This is a genomic window from Pseudoalteromonas sp. SW0106-04, assembly GCF_001293805.1.
GTDB lineage: Bacteria > Pseudomonadota > Gammaproteobacteria > Enterobacterales > Alteromonadaceae > Pseudoalteromonas > Pseudoalteromonas ruthenica.
Map to the genome: position 1 here is coordinate 143,115 of NZ_BCAI01000004.1, position 15,879 is coordinate 158,993.

The window sequence follows — 15,879 nt, forward strand, 5'->3', positions numbered from 1 at the left end:
GATCAATTATAGACCGAGAGGCAAGCATTAGGGCGCTAAATTGTTACAAATGATGAGTGTTAGCGCTTATCAAAGCTTGCCACTAACGCATCAAGCTGCTCTGCACATTCGTGCAAGGTCGTGACTGTGGCTTTCACATCGGCGCTTTGCATGGCGATGGCGTCACTGGCACTGCTGATCAGTTCAACTTGTCGGCTCACATCACTCATTACCGAGCTTTGCTCTTCCGTCGCGGTGGCAATAATCGTGGTAATGTCGTTAATTTGTTCGCTAGCTTTGGCGTTATCATTTAGCAGGGTGCTGCTTTGCTCCATAATTTCAACACTGCGCAGCGCGCCTGAACGGGCTTGCTCCATACGCGCCACCATATTGTTGGCAGAGTCGTTAAGGCTATCGATAGTGCGTTGAATCTGTGCCGTGGAGCTAGACGTTCTACTTGCTAACGCGCGCACTTCATCAGCGACAACGGCAAAGCCTCGGCCGTGTTCACCAGCGCGGGCAGACTCAATCGCTGCGTTTAGCGCCAGTAAGTTAGTTTGCTCGGATATTCCCGTTATGGCACTGACCACATCGGATATTTCTGAGGTTTTGGCGACCAACTCTTGCAGCTCTTCGCTCATTTGCTCTACGCCTTGGGCGAGGCTGTTTATTTGTGCCAGTGCATCGGCTACCTGGGTACGATTAAACTCATTATGCTGTTGCCCTTCGGCAGTGAGCGAGGCTGCACTAGCGGCGTTGTTGGCTATCTCTGCAACCGTGGCTTCCATTTGGTTTGCAGCTGTTGCTACACTGATTGTTTGCTGCTTTTGTTCCTCTAGCGAACTGGCTTGAGCACCGGCTTGCTGACGCAACTCGCTAGCGCTGTGGCCGACCTGTTGGCTTTGCTGTGCGACCGCTTTAATCGCATTGTCTATTTTCGATAAAAACTCATTAAATCCGCTGGTGAGCTCGCGCAGCTCGGGTTGACGCAGGGTATCAAAACGATGATCTAAGCGTGCTTGTCCTTGCCCAAGCTCAATAAAGCGTCGAGCGATGTCTTTAATGGGGGCAGTAATATTCGTTGCTAAAACAAACCCAGCCACACACATTAACGCTGCAACGACGATGGAAATCATAACAATCTGCCACATTAGCGCATTGACACTGGCAAAGACTTCATCCGCAGGGACTTGGGCAATAACGTACAAATCAGTATTAGCGATAGGGCTGGCGGCAACAAAGTAGTCACTTTGGTGCAGGTTGAGTTCAGTGATCGCAAACTCATTGCCCAGTAGCGCTGTGCTAACCGGTTGTTGATAAATATCTTCTAGTGTGGCTTTGGCGACCAGTGCTGCGTCAGGGTGCAGCTGCACTAAGCCTTGGCTGTTAACTACATACACAAAGCCAGACTTTTCGATTGTGAAGCGCTCGAGCATCTGCTGCATGTCATCAATACTTTTCGCCAGGCCAGACAGTCCAAGTCCGCCCACTTGCTGGTAATTGACGAACATTTTCACATCCCCTGGGGCTTCTTGATAAATGCTGATAGAGCGGGTCTGTGCGCTGTCTTTAAAAGCGAAAAACCAACCGTCTTGCTCAGCAGTGAGGACGCGTAAAAAGCCGTCTTGATTCCAGTATTCGCCGCTATTGCGGTTAGCCCAAGAGGCAGTGGCTAAATCATATTGTTGTGCAACTTGTTGCAACTGCTGAATCAGCAGGGCGTCATCGGCGCGTCCTTGGGTTTGCGCCCAACGCGCCACCATAGCGCTGCTAGCTAGCTGCTCACTGGCATTGAGCAGGGTGTTAATCTCGTTACTGATATGGTTATTAATGGCTTCTACTTTAGCGGGTAACTCGGAGTGGAGCATGCGCTCGGCAATAGCCTGTTTAGCACTATACAGTGAAATGGAGCCAATAATGGCCGCCACTACGATGGCAATAAACGAGGCCAGTAGCGTGACTTTTTGGCGAATTGTGAGTTGAGCTAGCTTCATACAACTTTAGGGCAACAATAAGTAGGTTAAGATAATTCTACCCGCTGCAATAAAAAAAGCCCAGTGCAAAGCAGCTGGGCTTGGCTTCTAACAAGCGAAAGGGTTATACAATTTTCTTCATGGCCGACATATAGCCTCGCAGTACACCACCAACTTGCTCGACCGGGTGAGCGCGCAGTGCATCATTGACTTGGATCAGCGCTTGGTTATCAACGCCTAAATCTTGGCTATCTAGGCCTCGACCGATGACGTCGGTGTCAATATTCGCCATAAAGGGTTGCAGTAATGGCAAGCAAGCATGGTTGTATAGGTAGCAGCCATACTCTGCCGTATCAGAGATAGTGCGGTTCATTTCGTAGAGCTTCTTCCGTGCGATGGTGTTGGCTATCAATGGTGTTTCATGCAGTGACTCATAATACGCAGACTCTGCTTTGATACCCGCTGCAGTCATCGTTTCGAACGCCAGCTCAACGCCGGCTTTCACCATGGCAACCATTAAGATCCCGTTGTCGAAGAACTCTTGTTCAGCTATTTCCACGTCACTATTTTGTTGCTTTTCAAAGGCGGATTGCGCTGTTTGCTCGCGCCAATTAAGTAATTTTGTGTCGTCTTCGGCCCAATCGGCCATCATGCCTTTGGAAAATTCGCCGCTGATAATGTCATCCATGTGCTTGTTATAAAGCGGGCGCATAATCGTTTTAAGCTCCTCGCTTAGAGCAAAGGCTTTCAGCTTGGCAGGATTACTTAAGCGGTCCAGCATGTTGGTAACGCCACCATGTTTGAGGGCTTCGGTGATCACTTCCCAGCCATATTGGATGAGTTTGGATGCGTAACCAGCGTCAATGCCTTTTTCGACCATTTTATCAAAGCACAATAGTGAACCGGTTTGTAACATGCCACACAAAATAGTTTGCTCGCCCATCAAGTCGGATTTTACCTCAGCGACAAAAGAAGAAAGCAGCACCCCAGCGCGATCGCCTCCGGTGCCTGCCGCATAGGCCTTCGCTTGTGTTAAACCTTTGCCTTCAGGGTCATTTTCTGGGTGCACAGCAATGAGTGTGGGGACACCAAAACCACGTTTGTATTCCTCTCTTACCTCAGAGCCTGGGCATTTAGGCGCCACCATGATCACGGTGATGTCATCGCGAATTTGTTGACCCTCCTCAACGATATTAAAGCCATGAGAATAGGCCAAAGTTGCGCCTTGTTTCATCAGTGGCATGACCTTTTCCACGACGCTGCTATGTTGCTTATCTGGCGTTAGGTTAAGCACTAAATCAGCGTCTGGGATCAGTTCCTCGTATGTCCCGACGATAAAGCCGTTTTCACTGGCATTTAAAAATGATTGACGCTGTTGTTCAATAGCGGAATCACGCAGTGCATAGCTTACATTCAAACCTGAGTCACGGAGATTAAGGCCTTGGTTGAGTCCCTGCGCACCACAACCGACAATCACGAGCTTCTTCCCAACTAATGCATCGACACCGTCGCTGAACTCACTGCTGTCCATAAATTCGCATTGACCTAATTGAGCCAATTGCTCTCGCAGAGACAGGGTATTGAAATAGTTTGCCATGGTTAAATCCTTGAATAAAAAATTGCTGCACTTTGAAAAATCATTGCTAGAGAATGTAGGCCACTTTTTATATTGCGTAAAATGATATATTTGTATTACTGTGTTTCATAATATGAAATGCTGGAAAGTGTTATGCATCATAAACAGTTGGAATATTTTTTAGCCTTGGCGGAGACCTTGCATTTTGGTCGTGCCAGTGAACGCTGCTATATCAGTGCACCGACGCTGAGTCGCAATATAAAGCAGTTAGAGCAGCTGTTAGATGCCAAGTTGTTTATCAGAGACAATCGTCAAGTGGCGCTGAGCGATGCTGGTGAGCACTTCATCACCTACGCGAAAAATACGTTGATGCAGTGGCAACAGCTAAAGGCTAGTTTACATGGTGCGAAGGAGCTTCAAGGAGCGCTGAGTATTTATTGCTCGGTCAGTGCCGCGTATAGTTTTTTACACCCGTTATTAAGTGCTGTGCGCGAACGTTATTGCGGCGTCGAAGTAAAGCTGCATACCGGAGACCCTGCTTATGCGTTAGAACGTGTGTTGGATCACCATGAAGATATGGCTATCGCCGCTAAACCAGCGAAGTTACCCGCGCAAATTGCCTTTCGCCGCCTGGGGTGGTCGCAATTAGTATTTATTGCTCCTAAAACACCGTGCGATATTAGTCGCCAAGTGGCTAATTCACCTTCCATTCCTTGGCAGCAGCTGCCTTTTATTATTCCTGAGCAAGGAGAGAACCGTACCCGACTAATCAGCTGGTGGCGAAAGCGGCGTATACAACCGCCTATTTATGCGCAAGTCAGCGGTCACGAGGCGTTGGTCTCTATGGTTTCTTTGGGGTTGGGTGTTGCGCTAATTCCTCAGGTGGTGTTAGAAAATAGTCCATTCGCACAGAGCGTGCAGATCTTAAATGTGGACGATGCGCCACCGCCCTTTGAAATAGGTTTAGTCGCGCAACAGCGCCGTTTAAGTGAATCAGTACTAGGTGCATGTTGGCAACTAGCGGCGCAACTGAAATAATGCCTAAGAGCATTCACTGTCGGTTCTATAAGCGTGATTAAAAGGACGCAATTTGTGAATGATTGTAATTATTGCTGATCTGTTAAAAGGGTGTTGCTAGCATGTCGAGACGTTTAATTTAGGGGTGATCTATGCTTTGCACGCACAGTCGACTATTGGCTATGTTTCTGATCGCTGCGGTGTTTAGCGCGCCGTCGGCACAAGGTGAGGAAGTCGCGCTAAATCAGTGGCATGTCGGCGCTAACATCGGCTACGGCAGCATGACCAATCCACTTCATGGTGGTGATAATCTGCCATTAATACTTATCCCCGATATCGCATACTATGGCGAGTCTTGGTATTTTGACAATGCGCAACTAGGCTACACCTTTGTTGAACACTCCGAACATGTGCTTAGTGTCGTCACTGAATTTAACCCTGAAACCCGTTTTTTTGTTGATTGGCACCCGAGCCGCGTCTTCGCTTTACAAGGGAATTCTTTCGCTAGTATGGAGATGGATGGCCCACGGGTCGTTGATATTCACGATGTACGAAAGCGTCAGTGGGCATTAGATGTAGGCTTGGAGTACCATTACTTTTCCAGTGCCGGGCAAGTCACCGTTAATGCGCTGGCGGATACCACCAGTGTCTATAATGGTTGGCGCGCGGATATTAGTTGGCGTAACAGTTATCGTATGCAGCGGTGGATCGTCGAACCGACGGTAGGTATCAAGTACGCTAATGCAGAAATGAATACCTACTTTTATGGCCTACAACAGCAAGAGGTGACCGGGCTAGATGCGTTGAGCCTAGGCAGCACTTTACAGCCCTATGCCAACATTGATGTCAGCTTTATATTGAATAAGCGCAATGCGCTGCGCTTTCATGTGGGTTATATTGACTACCATAGCCTAGCCAATGATAGTCCCTTGTTTGAGGAGTCGAGCGCAGTAACGGCCTTTATTGGCCTCAAGCACGTGTTTTAATATGATCAGCGCCGTTTTTGCAGCGACCTTAGTTAATGCCATGCAACTTAGCAGTACGCTTACGCTAAGTGATGCGGCATTGGTGATTGCTCCGCAATACTGTGTGGTTGCCGAAAAGGGGCAGGCGTGCGAAACGGCCATGCATATCCGCTGGCAACTACCGCAAGCGATGCCGGTGTGCTTGCGCGAGAACGAGCGAACCTTGCAATGCTGGCAAGACCAACGGCAAGGGCAGTGGCAGTATAAAGCCAAGGTTCAGTTACCGGCCATATACTCCCTTACCCATGCACAAACCGGCGAATTAGTCGTAGATACCCAACTGGAACTGCAAACGATGCAAAGCTCGCGTCGGCGCTTACGTTCGGTGTGGAGTTTTTTTTAATTCAGGAGTTGGCACATGGCGAACATACTCTTAGTTGAGGACGATTTGGCTCTACAAGAGCTAACCCGAGACTATCTGCAACAGAATAATTTACATGTCGCAGTGCTGTCTCGCGGTGACGAGGTGATGGACTACCTTAGTAAACACAAAGTGGATTTAATGATTTTAGATGTCATGCTGCCAGGCAAGGATGGCTTCACTGTGTGCCGCGAAGTACGTGATAAGTACGCGCTACCCATTTTAATGTTGACTGCCAAAGGCGAAGATTTTGACCAGGTCATCGGTCTTGAGCTAGGTGCAGATGACTATGTGATAAAACCTGCTGAGCCTCGAGTGCTGCTGGCGCGTATTACCGCACTGTTAAGGCGCACCCAAGAGCAAGATAAAAGCGTGCAAAGTGTAATTTTTGGCGAGCTGAAAATTGATAAAAATAGCCGCATTGTGACGTTGAAAGGGCAGGAAGTATCGCTGACCTCTCATGAGTTCGAGCTATTGTGGTTACTGGCAAGCAATGCCGGTGATGTACTGAGCCGCGAATATGTACACGAACAAATGATTGGCCGTCAGTACGATGGTTTAGATAGAACTGTTGATGTACGAATTTCACGATTACGCAAAAAACTAGGTGATAATAGTGATAAACCCTATAGAATAAAAACGGTATGGGGTCAGGGTTACCTGTTTGTAAGCGATGCGTGGAGTGAATAACTAATTTGGGCAAACTGTTCGTCAGCCTTTATCTATATATCATTGTATCCTTAGTGTTGGTGACCGGCGTAATCGAGCGCCTGTGGCCCGTTGATGAACAATCGACTCCGTTAGCGTTGGAGTTAGGCCATAACTTCAAAGCGCTGGCACAAAGCCCATTAGGGCGTCAATATATCCAAAGTCACTATCCTATGCGCACCATCGACAGTGGTGCCATCGCCTTGCCTGTTGAGCTACAAACTCGGATCGATAACAAAGAAGCTGTGCATGTGTATGACGCCAATGAGCATCTTATCTGGTATGTCCCTGTAGGCGACTTACAGCTTCTACAAGTGGGCCCAGTACGCTTGGAAAAGCCTGAAAAAGAAGGCTTCTTTTGGCCGTACCTGTTAGTGCTCTTGGTTGTTGGTGCGCCGGTGGGGCTGTGGAGCTTCATGTTGTGGCGGGATTTTAATAAGCTCAGCGAAGCCTGTGCCGAAGTAGATGGCCGCCGCGAGTTTCAGGTCAGTGACATTGGCCGCTCGTTTTTATTGCCCATTACCGATGCGCTGCAAGTGATGCAGCGACGTATTCACAGCTTGCTAGACGCACAACGTGAACTGACTTCCTCCGTATCCCATGAGTTTCGCACCCCTCTAGCGCGTCTTAAATTTGCCTTGGCAATGGTTGAGCAGGGCGCCGATGAAAAACAGCGCAAGTATGTGCAGTCGATGACCGGTGATGTTACCGAGCTGGAAAATTTAGTCAGTGAAATGCTGCATTATGCGCGCTTGGACGCGCAAAGTCCGAGTTTAGAATCTCATCTAGTGGATTTGAATGAGCTGATGGAATCACTGGTAGACAAGCTCAATTTTGATAGCGCAATTGCAATCTCAGTAATTTATGAACAGCCTAATTTGTATCGTTGCGATCCACACTTTATCAGCCGTGCATTTCAAAATATTTTAGGCAACGCCATTAAACATGCCCACAGTCGTATAGAAGTGCGCCTCCAAGCCAGCGAGGAGCAATGTATCATCAGTGTCGAAGATGATGGCGAGGGGATCCCTGATAGTAAACGAGCAGATATCTTTAAACCATTCATTCGCTTGGATAAAAGCCGTGATAAACGCACTGGAGGCTACGGCCTTGGTTTGGCTATATGTGGCAAAATTGTTCATTGGCACCAAGGAGAGATCAGTGTCGACGACAGTCCACTGGGTGGGGCACGCTTTACCATCACATTACCGTTTATCAAAGGCAAAACCCTTGGCTTAGACTAGCCAAATACAGACACTGCCTTACTCACCTTGCGGTACTATCACAACAAGAACGACGGCAGATACCCCCTAGCGCGGTGAATCCATCGCCTTGCTTTGCATAGGCGTTGCTTTGGTGCCATTTAACAACATCCCCAGCACGGTATATCTCACGCCGAAATGGTAGCTGATAAAACCTATCAACAACGTGGTACTAAGTGAAATAGTGAACTTGGCTAAGGCTGGAAGTAGGGTATTGCTGAGTGGTATTTGCACGCACATTAATACTGGAATGTGCATAAGGTAAATCCAATAGGAAGCGTCGGAGATGTAGCGGCTATACTCATTGTATTGGTTCAGCCAGCGATAGCCCGCTAAATATGCCACAGCGGTGCAGCTTAATATGGCGAGGGTTTGTACTACAACTAACAACAGGTTGATATGCGCTACGCGAGTTTCACCGGTATTTACGGCAATCCTTACTTGTTCAAGGCTCGGTGCTTCAGGTAATAGGTAAAAATACGCGCCCACGGTTAAACAGGCAACGAGCACGAGCGGCTTAAAATAACGCAGCGCAGCTAATACGGTATTGTGGTGATGGTATAAACTTGCACCTAGCATAAACAAAAGCCCATAGGTGCAATAAGCCCAAAGTTGCGGCTGTAAGGTGTGGGGTGCAGGGAAGGGCACGACTAAGTGAGCCATCCCAGCACTTATTACAACGGGTAACGCAACCACTATAAATACCGGCTTAACAACCACCTCAAGCAACTTGCTTATTAACCGCTGATTTTTATTCAGCAGCCAAAACAGTGCACAGAATTGCATCAAGTACCATAAAAACCATAGATGCATAGTGTTGATCTGCGGCTCTTTCACGGCCATCAACAGATTTACTAACGGCGGGGGATGGTCACTGAACTCTACTCCCCATACCATTAATTGAAATAGCACCAGCAGCGTCAGTGGCAAAAAAATAACAAAGGGTAGCAGCACGCGCTTGGAGCGGTTGCGAATAAAATGACCGTTACCGCGTTTAGTCACTAAAATAGCGGCACAGAACCCAGCGATAACAAAAAACAGTGGCATGCGAAATAGGTGTGTCCACATGGCGAGATAGTCAAACAGCACATGTTTTTTGGTATCGACACTCAGCCACATATTGTGAAAATAAGGGCCATAGGCCAAGGCGGCGTGGAACACGACGCCAAGTAATAACGCTAAGCCCCGTAAATTATCAATATAATGAAAACGCTGCTGCATTCGACATTCCTAACACTTCCCTGTTCCTTTAATGCTAACACTGAGTGGGCGTGTATGACCACTGCTGAACCACGCTTATGCCATTGAAAATGAACCTCCCTCGATCAGCCTAACCCAAAATGTTTTATGTTTATCGTAAAATATATTTTGACAAACATTGTTTTTGGTCGTAATTTAGTCAGCATGAAAATACGCATAAACCTTGATGTAGAGTTAGCAAAGAAAAAGATGTCACTCACGGAATTGTCGCAAAGAATAGGCATTTCGATGACCAACTTATCTTTACTCAAAAATGGCAAAGTAAAGGCGATTCGCTTTAGCACCTTGGCTGCGATCTGTGATGTATTGCACTGTCAGCCCGGTGATATTTTGGTCTACGAGCGTGATGCTGATTACTTAGATAATGATAAATAAAATCTCAGGAGCAGATATGTTAAACCGTGATCTCGTTATCCCGGCTATCGCTACGGTATTGCTAGCGATTCTATTTCCACTATATTGGAGCAACCTATATGGCCACGCGTTTGATGGCTTTGACACCGCATTTCAACACGACCTTTATAGCCTGTCTTGGTCCGATGCCTTGTTTATGGTGATTGGTGCTCTTGAGATCTATATTTATTGGACCCTGGCGAGAGTATTAAAAAATCATTTGAGTTTGCGCTTGGCACGGACAATGCTCATCATCTTGGCGTGTATTGTCGCTATATTTCACGCCACCATACTCTTTGATCTGTACTTTGCGATAACAGGCCAGGAGATGCAGCCTGAAACGTTTTCAAATAGTGCGGTTGTTGCCCTATTTATTGCCGGTGGTTGCTTGTTACTGTACAGCGTTTTCGCTATTGCCTTGGCACTTATCTTGTTAGTTGAGACAGCTCGTGATCAAGTGTTGCTAAAAGTCTTCGCAATCATGCTACTCATTATTGCTACTTTGCAGCTGACGATGGTGTTTGCCTACGTGAACTTGCTGCTATTCCCGATGGCACTTATTGTGCTAACGCTATTTTTCAGTAAAAAACCAGACACGCTGGAGGTGGTGTAACAGTGCAGTACTGACATACATACCACGGCTCGGCGCCCTCGGCGCTGAGCGAGCATTTCGGCTTATGTCTTTAGCCAGTCCATCCTAATTGTCGTCCGGTTGTTATCCTTTATATACGATTGCTCGTGCGCGCAGTGCTTATTCGCATCTTAATGCTCACATCGGTGATGTGAACAGTGTGAGCCCTCAGCGGGTTTCTTACGTACCTGTTTAATTTATTTTAATTTGTGATTTTAAAAAAACTTATAAATACCATTGATTGTTATTTGAGTATCCCTATAATGACAGCAATTAAAATGAGAATGATTCACATCTTTAGTGGGATAACAACATGACATTGCGTAAATCTTTAGTTGCTAGTGCCGTGCTAGCTGCCACCCTAGGTTTAACTGGCTGCGGTGGTTCATCAGATTCATCAGATAACACCACTCCAGAACAACCAACAAATAATCCACCCACCGGTATTAGTTTCTTGGACGAGTCATCAGTGAAAGATGATGTAGTGGGTGATGAAGTAGGCGCGTTGAGTGCCACTGACGACGCTGATTCTGGTTTTACCTATACGCTGAGCGCTGATGAAGCACGTTTTGAAATTGTTGACGGTAATACCCTCAAGCTTAAAGACGGTATTGCTCTGAACTACGAGCAGCAAACTGAGGTTAGCGTAAACATCAAAGTGACCGATGCGGGGGGGTTAAGCTATGAAGATGAACTGACCGTAACGGTTGCCGATGTGGCCCCTGAAGCAGGTGTTAACCTTTATGAGTTCGATTCTAAACTCGGAAGCGGTTCCTCGGTGAGCTACACCGGACAGATCGCTCGCCATGCCCTAAGCGCAGAAATCAAAAACTACATTGGCCAACTCACTGGTGACTTTGTAACCACGAACAGCCTGACCGGCGATGCAGTAAAAGCGCAGTTGATGGCATTGTGGGGAGACTATGAAGCCATCAAAGACGGCAGCCTTAACTTCGCAGATGGCATTGAGACAAAGCAAAACTCTTTTGCTCAAATCTCTTCATCGGGTAAAGAGCTTAGCGGCAAAGTCGCTGGTGCAGACGCAGCGAAAATGCATAAAGACTGGCTTGCAGCCGGTAGCTTTGTGGGATGGAGCGAATTTGGTGCCGAGGCCGCAACACCTGAAGGGTTAGTGTTTCATTATTTCGACCTGCTAGCGGCAAACATTGATAAATACAATGCAGGTGAGCTGTTGGTTGACCCAGCGGGCAATCAAATCACTAAGTTGTACATTACTGAAACTGGTCTTGACCTCAATCAGCTTATTCAAAAGCACACCCTAGGCGCATTGATGTTCTCTCAAGGCACTGATGACTATCTGGATGAGGGTCTGACCACCGACAATATCGTGGCGCAAAAAGACGGTGGTTTATACACCACGCTTGAGCACCAGTTTGATGAAGGTTTTGGTTATTTCGGTGCGGCGCGCAATTACCTAGAGTACAGCGACGATGAAATCGCCGGTAAGGGCGGCCGTGATGGTTTTGCTAATGGTTACAACGATTACGACAGCAATGGTCAGATTGACCTAGCTGCAGAGTATAACTGGGGTAACTCAACGAACGCCGCTAAGCGTGACCGTGGCGCGACAGTGACCACTGACTTCACCGCAGCAGCGATGAACGCCTTTATAGCCGGGCGTAAAATCATCAACGATAATGTCGGCAGCGAGCTTAGCGACGCGCAAATGGATGAGTTATTGGCGCACCGTGATATCGCCGTTGCCAATTGGGAAAAGGCGGTTGCCGCTACGGTTGTGCACTACATCAACGATACGATGGCTGATTTAGATGAAATTAGCGATGGTGACTACAGTGCCGACAACTTTGCCGACTTAGCTAAGCACTTTGGTGAGATGAAAGGCTTTGCGTTGAACTTCCAGTTCAGCCCATTCTCTCCTTTTAATGACGATGCCAATGCCGGTAAGTTCGCCGAGTTACACGCGCTATTTGGTGACGCACCAGTCACCGGCGACGCTGATGCCATTGCCGCATACAAGGCTGACCTAGAAACAGCTCGTGACTTGATGCAACAAGTGTACGGTTTCAACGCTGAGAATGTTGCCAACTGGTAAGGCTCAGCAGCATGGCCTAAGGCCAGCATAAAGATCATAAAAGGTTAGCTTTTAGGCCTCGGCTTAATGCTAGCCTTTTTGTCGTTTAAATCCCCTAGTGGGATACCTAGCAAGTGGGAAGGTAGAATGAAAAAAGCAATCCTCAAGCAGGGCGCTCTGGCCCTCGCTGTGGCATTCGCTCTGGGCGGCTGTGGTGAGAGCACCTCAAGCTCGCAAGGCGCCGGTTTTAATGACAGTGGCAGCGGTGAGCCAACCTCACCGACCGAGCCGACCAGCTTTGATGAAGCGGCGCTGGTGGCAAGTTTAGTTGATAACGTGATCACCCCGGCGTTTACTTTATTTCATCAGCAAGCACAAGCGCAGCAAAGTGCGATTGCCAGTTATTGTGAGTTAGAAAAAGCCAGCGTACAAAGTAGCTCGGAGCAAGCGCAAACGGCCATGCTTGAAGCCCAAGATGCATGGTTAGATGCCATGGGCGCTTGGCAGCAGGTAGAGATGATGCAAATGGGACCGCTTTTGACCAACAACGGCGAGCTGCGTAACCGTATTTATTCGTGGCCTGCTATTAGCCGCTGTGGCATTGACCAAGATGTGGTGTACCACCAAGACGGCGTCATTAATAACGACCCTGAGCGACCATACGATATCAGTGCCCGTACCGCCACACGGCGTGGTCTTTTTGCATTGCAACATGTGCTCTTTAATGAGCAGTATGATCACCATTGTAGCGTTGCTAATGATGCCTTAGCGGATTGGAATAGCCTCACTGTGCTGGCGCGTAAAGTGGCGCGCTGTGAGTATGCTGTCACCGCAGCAATGGATGTGCACAACTCCAGTGCTGAACTGTTGGAAAAATGGCAGGGCGACAATGGCTTTGCCGCCGAGCTCAAATCAGCGGGGCAAAGCGGGTCGCAGTTTGAATCTGCCCATAGCGCCCTGAATCACATCTCTGATGCAATGTTTTATTTAACCGAAGTGGTCAAAGATAAAAAGTTGGCGGAGCCCATAGGGATTTTACCGAACTCCTGTGGTACGTCTGCGTGTCCACAGGATGTAGAGAGCCTCGATGCTAAAAGCTCATTGGCGAATATCAAAGCCAACTTGCTCGCCTTTGAAGCCCTAGTCGTGGGTCAACGCCAGGGCGAGCCCGCGTTAGTGGGTTTCGACGATTACCTTGATGATGAGCAAGCAAGCGCCACTAAGGAGCGTATGCTGCAAGGGATCAGTGACACTAAAGCGGCGATTGCGGCAATTGAAAGTGACTTAGCCACTGCATTACTTGATAACGAAGAGCAGGTACGTGAAGTGCACACCCAAGTTAAAGCCATTACCGATGAGTTGAAGAACGACTTTATCAATGAGCTGGCACTTGAGTTGCCGACCACTTCGGCGGGTGATAACGATTAAGGATCATGATGAAACACAGTAAACTTGCCTTAGCCGTGAGTATTGCGGCATTTGGATTGAATGCTTTTGCTGCTGATAAAGAGCTCGAGCATATACAGATTATTAGCCACCACGACAAACTGCGCACCGAAGCAGGCTCGGCCACCTTAATAGGTGAAGCGCAGCTCGAAGAGTTTGAATTTGACGATATTCACCGCGTGCTATCACAGGTACCCGGAGTCAACATACGCGAAGAAGACGGCTACGGCTTGCGCCCGAATATCGGCTTTCGTGGAGTGACGCCAGAGCGTAGTAAGAAGATCACCATTTTAGAAGACGGGGTGTTGATTGGTCCGGCTCCTTATTCTGCGCCTGCCGCTTACTACTTCCCGTTAACCACGCGGATGACGGCGGTGGAGGTCTTTAAAGGGCCTGCAGCGATAAAATATGGCCCACAAACTGTGGCCGGAACACTGAATATGGTCAGCCGCCAAGTGCCAGATTATCGTATTGGTGGCGTCGATTTATCTGCCGGTGGAGATGGCTACAAAAAAGCCCATGCTTATTATGGCGACCGCCAAGGCAATCTTGGCTTTTTAGTCGAAGGGGTGCACTTACAAAGTGATGGCTTTAAAGAGCTCGATGGCGGCGGTGATACCGGCTTCGATAAAGACGATTTACTGGTCAAAGTGGATTATCAGCTGGATGGCCAGCGTTTCGACCAGCGTTTTGAGGTCAAGCTTTCTTACGCCGATGAACTCTCCGATGAGACCTATTTAGGTCTGACCGACGCCGATTACAAGGCTAACCCTTATCGCCGTTATGCCGCATCTCAGCCGGCACAAATGGATACTAAGCATACGCAAGTGATGTTTACCTATCAGCTAAGCGCTGAAGATGTAAACCTAACAACCCGGGTTTACCGTAACGATTATGAGCGCGCCTGGTTAAAGCTAAATAGCCTGTCTAACAGCAATGCTAGCTTGTCTGATATTTTGGCAAACCCTGAGCAGTTTGCTGGTCAATATCAGGTGTTAGGTGGCCAGCGCGATTCTGTGCTCGCCGGTGAAACCAATTACTTTTTAAATATGGGCACCAATGACCGTGAGTACTACTCACAAGGCATTCAGCTCGATGGTGATTGGCAAGTACCGCTGTTTGGCTTGCAGCACACAGTCTCGTTTGGGGTTCGTTTCCACCAAGATGAGATTGAGCGTAATCACTATGAAGACACCTATGCCATGGTTGATGGCGTTAATACTGCCATCGCCGAGACCCGCCGGTTCACCACCGAGAACACCGAAAGCACCGATGCCTGGTCGGTGTATATAGAAGATCAGGTGACCATCGATAAGCTAACCTTAGGTGTTGGCGTGCGCGGCGAGTTGATGGACATGACCTATCAAAATGATAAGTCGGGTTTTGCTGATGATTGGCAACAAAAGACCACCCGTGTATGGTTGCCAGGGATCAGCGGCTTTTATCAGTTAGATGATAACAGCGGCTTGCTGTTTGGTGTTCACCAAGGCTTTGTTCCTGCTAGCCCGTCAGCGCCAGTGCGTGATGGCGAAGACGAGTTTGAAAAAAGCGTGAACTATGAATTTGGTGGTCGTTATAACGACGGCATCACCCAATTTGAAATGGTCGGCTTTTTCAATGACTACGCTAATCTAATTGAAAGCTGTGGCCAGTCAAATTGCGGCAGCCAAGGTCAGCTTGATCAAGAATTCAGCGGTGGCGAGGTCGATGTGTGGGGAGTCGAGTCGCAAATAGCTCAGACCTATCCGTTAAATCTGCAACTCGATATTCCTATGAGTTTGACTTATACCTATACGCAAAGTGAGTTCAAACAAGCGTTGTTCTCTGAATTTGTGCAGTGGGGTTACATTCGCCCTGGCGATAGGCTGCCTTATTTGCCAACGCACCAAGCGACGCTCAGTATCGGGTTGGCACATAAAGGTTGGGCGGTTGATATGCTCATTAAGTATGTCAGCGATATGCCAGAAACAGCGGGCGTCGGTTACGAGGGCTTTGATGTCGCCTTAGCGGGTCAAGAAGTGCCGGCAACGACGGTGGTTGATATCGCGGCTCATTATGAGCTTGGCCAATATGGCCGCGTGTATGCCAAGGTAGATAACCTGTTTGACCAAGACAACATCGTCAGCCGTCGCCCTTATGGGGCGCGACCGGGTAAACCACGGACGCTGTCGCTTGGTTATAAATACCAGTTCTAA

13 protein-coding genes are annotated in these 15,879 nt (G+C 48.1%); 10 read left to right on the top strand and 3 right to left on the bottom strand.

Features of this window, described 5'->3' with window-relative positions; translation table 11 throughout:
- Positions 1-59 precede the first annotated feature (59 nt).
- Together W04_RS07035 and ilvC are read right to left on the bottom strand one after the other, a co-directional pair.
- Positions 60-1,973 carry a methyl-accepting chemotaxis protein gene (locus tag W04_RS07035; RefSeq protein ID WP_053910315.1) on the bottom strand — a complete coding sequence of 638 codons (1,914 nt, stop codon included), beginning with the start codon at positions 1,971-1,973 and terminating at the stop codon, positions 60-62.
- A 103-nt stretch (positions 1,974-2,076) separates the two neighbouring features.
- Entirely contained in the window at positions 2,077-3,549 is a 1,473-nt protein-coding gene (gene ilvC, locus W04_RS07040; protein WP_022945732.1) for a ketol-acid reductoisomerase, read from the bottom strand.
- 132 nt (positions 3,550-3,681) lie between these two features.
- On the opposite strand from ilvC, the gene ilvY reads away from it, so the two are divergent.
- The 5 genes from ilvY (at position 3,682) to W04_RS07065 (ending at position 7,883) form a co-directional block, all read left to right on the top strand.
- On the top strand, positions 3,682-4,566 hold the full coding sequence (ilvY, locus tag W04_RS07045; RefSeq protein WP_053910316.1) for an HTH-type transcriptional activator IlvY: 885 nt from the start codon (positions 3,682-3,684) through the stop codon (positions 4,564-4,566).
- A gap of 131 nt (positions 4,567-4,697) precedes the next feature.
- On the top strand, positions 4,698-5,531 hold the full coding sequence (locus W04_RS07050) for a MipA/OmpV family protein (protein ID WP_053910317.1): 834 nt from the start codon (positions 4,698-4,700) through the stop codon (positions 5,529-5,531).
- A 1-nt stretch (position 5,532) separates the two neighbouring features.
- Positions 5,533-5,913, top strand: coding sequence for a DUF3019 domain-containing protein (locus tag W04_RS07055; RefSeq protein WP_053910318.1), 381 nt, complete (start codon positions 5,533-5,535; stop codon positions 5,911-5,913).
- Between the two features lie 15 nt (positions 5,914-5,928).
- Complete coding sequence (locus tag W04_RS07060; RefSeq protein WP_053910319.1) at positions 5,929-6,621, top strand: response regulator; 693 nt, start codon at positions 5,929-5,931, stop codon at positions 6,619-6,621.
- A gap of 5 nt (positions 6,622-6,626) precedes the next feature.
- Complete coding sequence (locus tag W04_RS07065) at positions 6,627-7,883, top strand: cell wall metabolism sensor histidine kinase WalK (protein ID WP_045978174.1); 1,257 nt, start codon at positions 6,627-6,629, stop codon at positions 7,881-7,883.
- Positions 7,884-7,949: 66 nt separating this feature from the next.
- On the opposite strand, the gene W04_RS07070 is transcribed toward W04_RS07065, so the two are convergent.
- Entirely contained in the window at positions 7,950-9,122 is a 1,173-nt protein-coding gene (locus tag W04_RS07070) for an acyltransferase family protein (protein ID WP_053910320.1), read from the bottom strand.
- A gap of 183 nt (positions 9,123-9,305) precedes the next feature.
- Between W04_RS07070 and W04_RS07075 the strand changes: the two genes are divergently transcribed.
- The 5 genes from W04_RS07075 (at position 9,306) to W04_RS07095 (ending at position 15,879) form a co-directional block, all read left to right on the top strand.
- The gene (locus tag W04_RS07075) at positions 9,306-9,536 is read left to right on the top strand and encodes a helix-turn-helix transcriptional regulator (protein ID WP_045978285.1); all 231 of its coding nucleotides are present in this window, start codon (positions 9,306-9,308) and stop codon (positions 9,534-9,536) included.
- A gap of 16 nt (positions 9,537-9,552) precedes the next feature.
- Complete coding sequence (locus W04_RS07080) at positions 9,553-10,167, top strand: hypothetical protein (protein ID WP_053910321.1); 615 nt, start codon at positions 9,553-9,555, stop codon at positions 10,165-10,167.
- Positions 10,168-10,498: 331 nt separating this feature from the next.
- Positions 10,499-12,259 carry a DUF4856 domain-containing protein gene (locus W04_RS07085; protein ID WP_053910322.1) on the top strand — a complete coding sequence of 587 codons (1,761 nt, stop codon included), beginning with the start codon at positions 10,499-10,501 and terminating at the stop codon, positions 12,257-12,259.
- A gap of 126 nt (positions 12,260-12,385) precedes the next feature.
- Positions 12,386-13,666: an imelysin family protein gene (locus W04_RS07090; RefSeq protein ID WP_053910323.1), complete on the top strand. Its 1,281-nt coding sequence runs from the start codon at positions 12,386-12,388 to the stop codon at positions 13,664-13,666.
- A gap of 8 nt (positions 13,667-13,674) precedes the next feature.
- Entirely contained in the window at positions 13,675-15,879 is a 2,205-nt protein-coding gene (locus W04_RS07095) for a TonB-dependent receptor domain-containing protein (RefSeq protein ID WP_053910324.1), read from the top strand.

Coding starts and splice junctions, on each gene's coding strand:
- W04_RS07085 (WP_053910322.1), top strand. CDS start 10,499: ATGACATTGCGTAAATCTTTAGTTGCTAGTGCCGTGCTAGCTGCCACC.
- W04_RS07055 (WP_053910318.1), top strand. CDS start 5,533: ATGATCAGCGCCGTTTTTGCAGCGACCTTAGTTAATGCCATGCAACTT.
- W04_RS07095 (WP_053910324.1), top strand. CDS start 13,675: ATGAAACACAGTAAACTTGCCTTAGCCGTGAGTATTGCGGCATTTGGA.
- ilvY (WP_053910316.1), top strand. CDS start 3,682: ATGCATCATAAACAGTTGGAATATTTTTTAGCCTTGGCGGAGACCTTG.
- W04_RS07070 (WP_053910320.1), bottom strand. CDS start 9,122: ATGCAGCAGCGTTTTCATTATATTGATAATTTACGGGGCTTAGCGTTA.
- W04_RS07050 (WP_053910317.1), top strand. CDS start 4,698: ATGCTTTGCACGCACAGTCGACTATTGGCTATGTTTCTGATCGCTGCG.
- W04_RS07060 (WP_053910319.1), top strand. CDS start 5,929: ATGGCGAACATACTCTTAGTTGAGGACGATTTGGCTCTACAAGAGCTA.
- W04_RS07075 (WP_045978285.1), top strand. CDS start 9,306: ATGAAAATACGCATAAACCTTGATGTAGAGTTAGCAAAGAAAAAGATG.
- ilvC (WP_022945732.1), bottom strand. CDS start 3,549: ATGGCAAACTATTTCAATACCCTGTCTCTGCGAGAGCAATTGGCTCAA.
- W04_RS07090 (WP_053910323.1), top strand. CDS start 12,386: ATGAAAAAAGCAATCCTCAAGCAGGGCGCTCTGGCCCTCGCTGTGGCA.
- W04_RS07080 (WP_053910321.1), top strand. CDS start 9,553: ATGTTAAACCGTGATCTCGTTATCCCGGCTATCGCTACGGTATTGCTA.
- W04_RS07035 (WP_053910315.1), bottom strand. CDS start 1,973: ATGAAGCTAGCTCAACTCACAATTCGCCAAAAAGTCACGCTACTGGCC.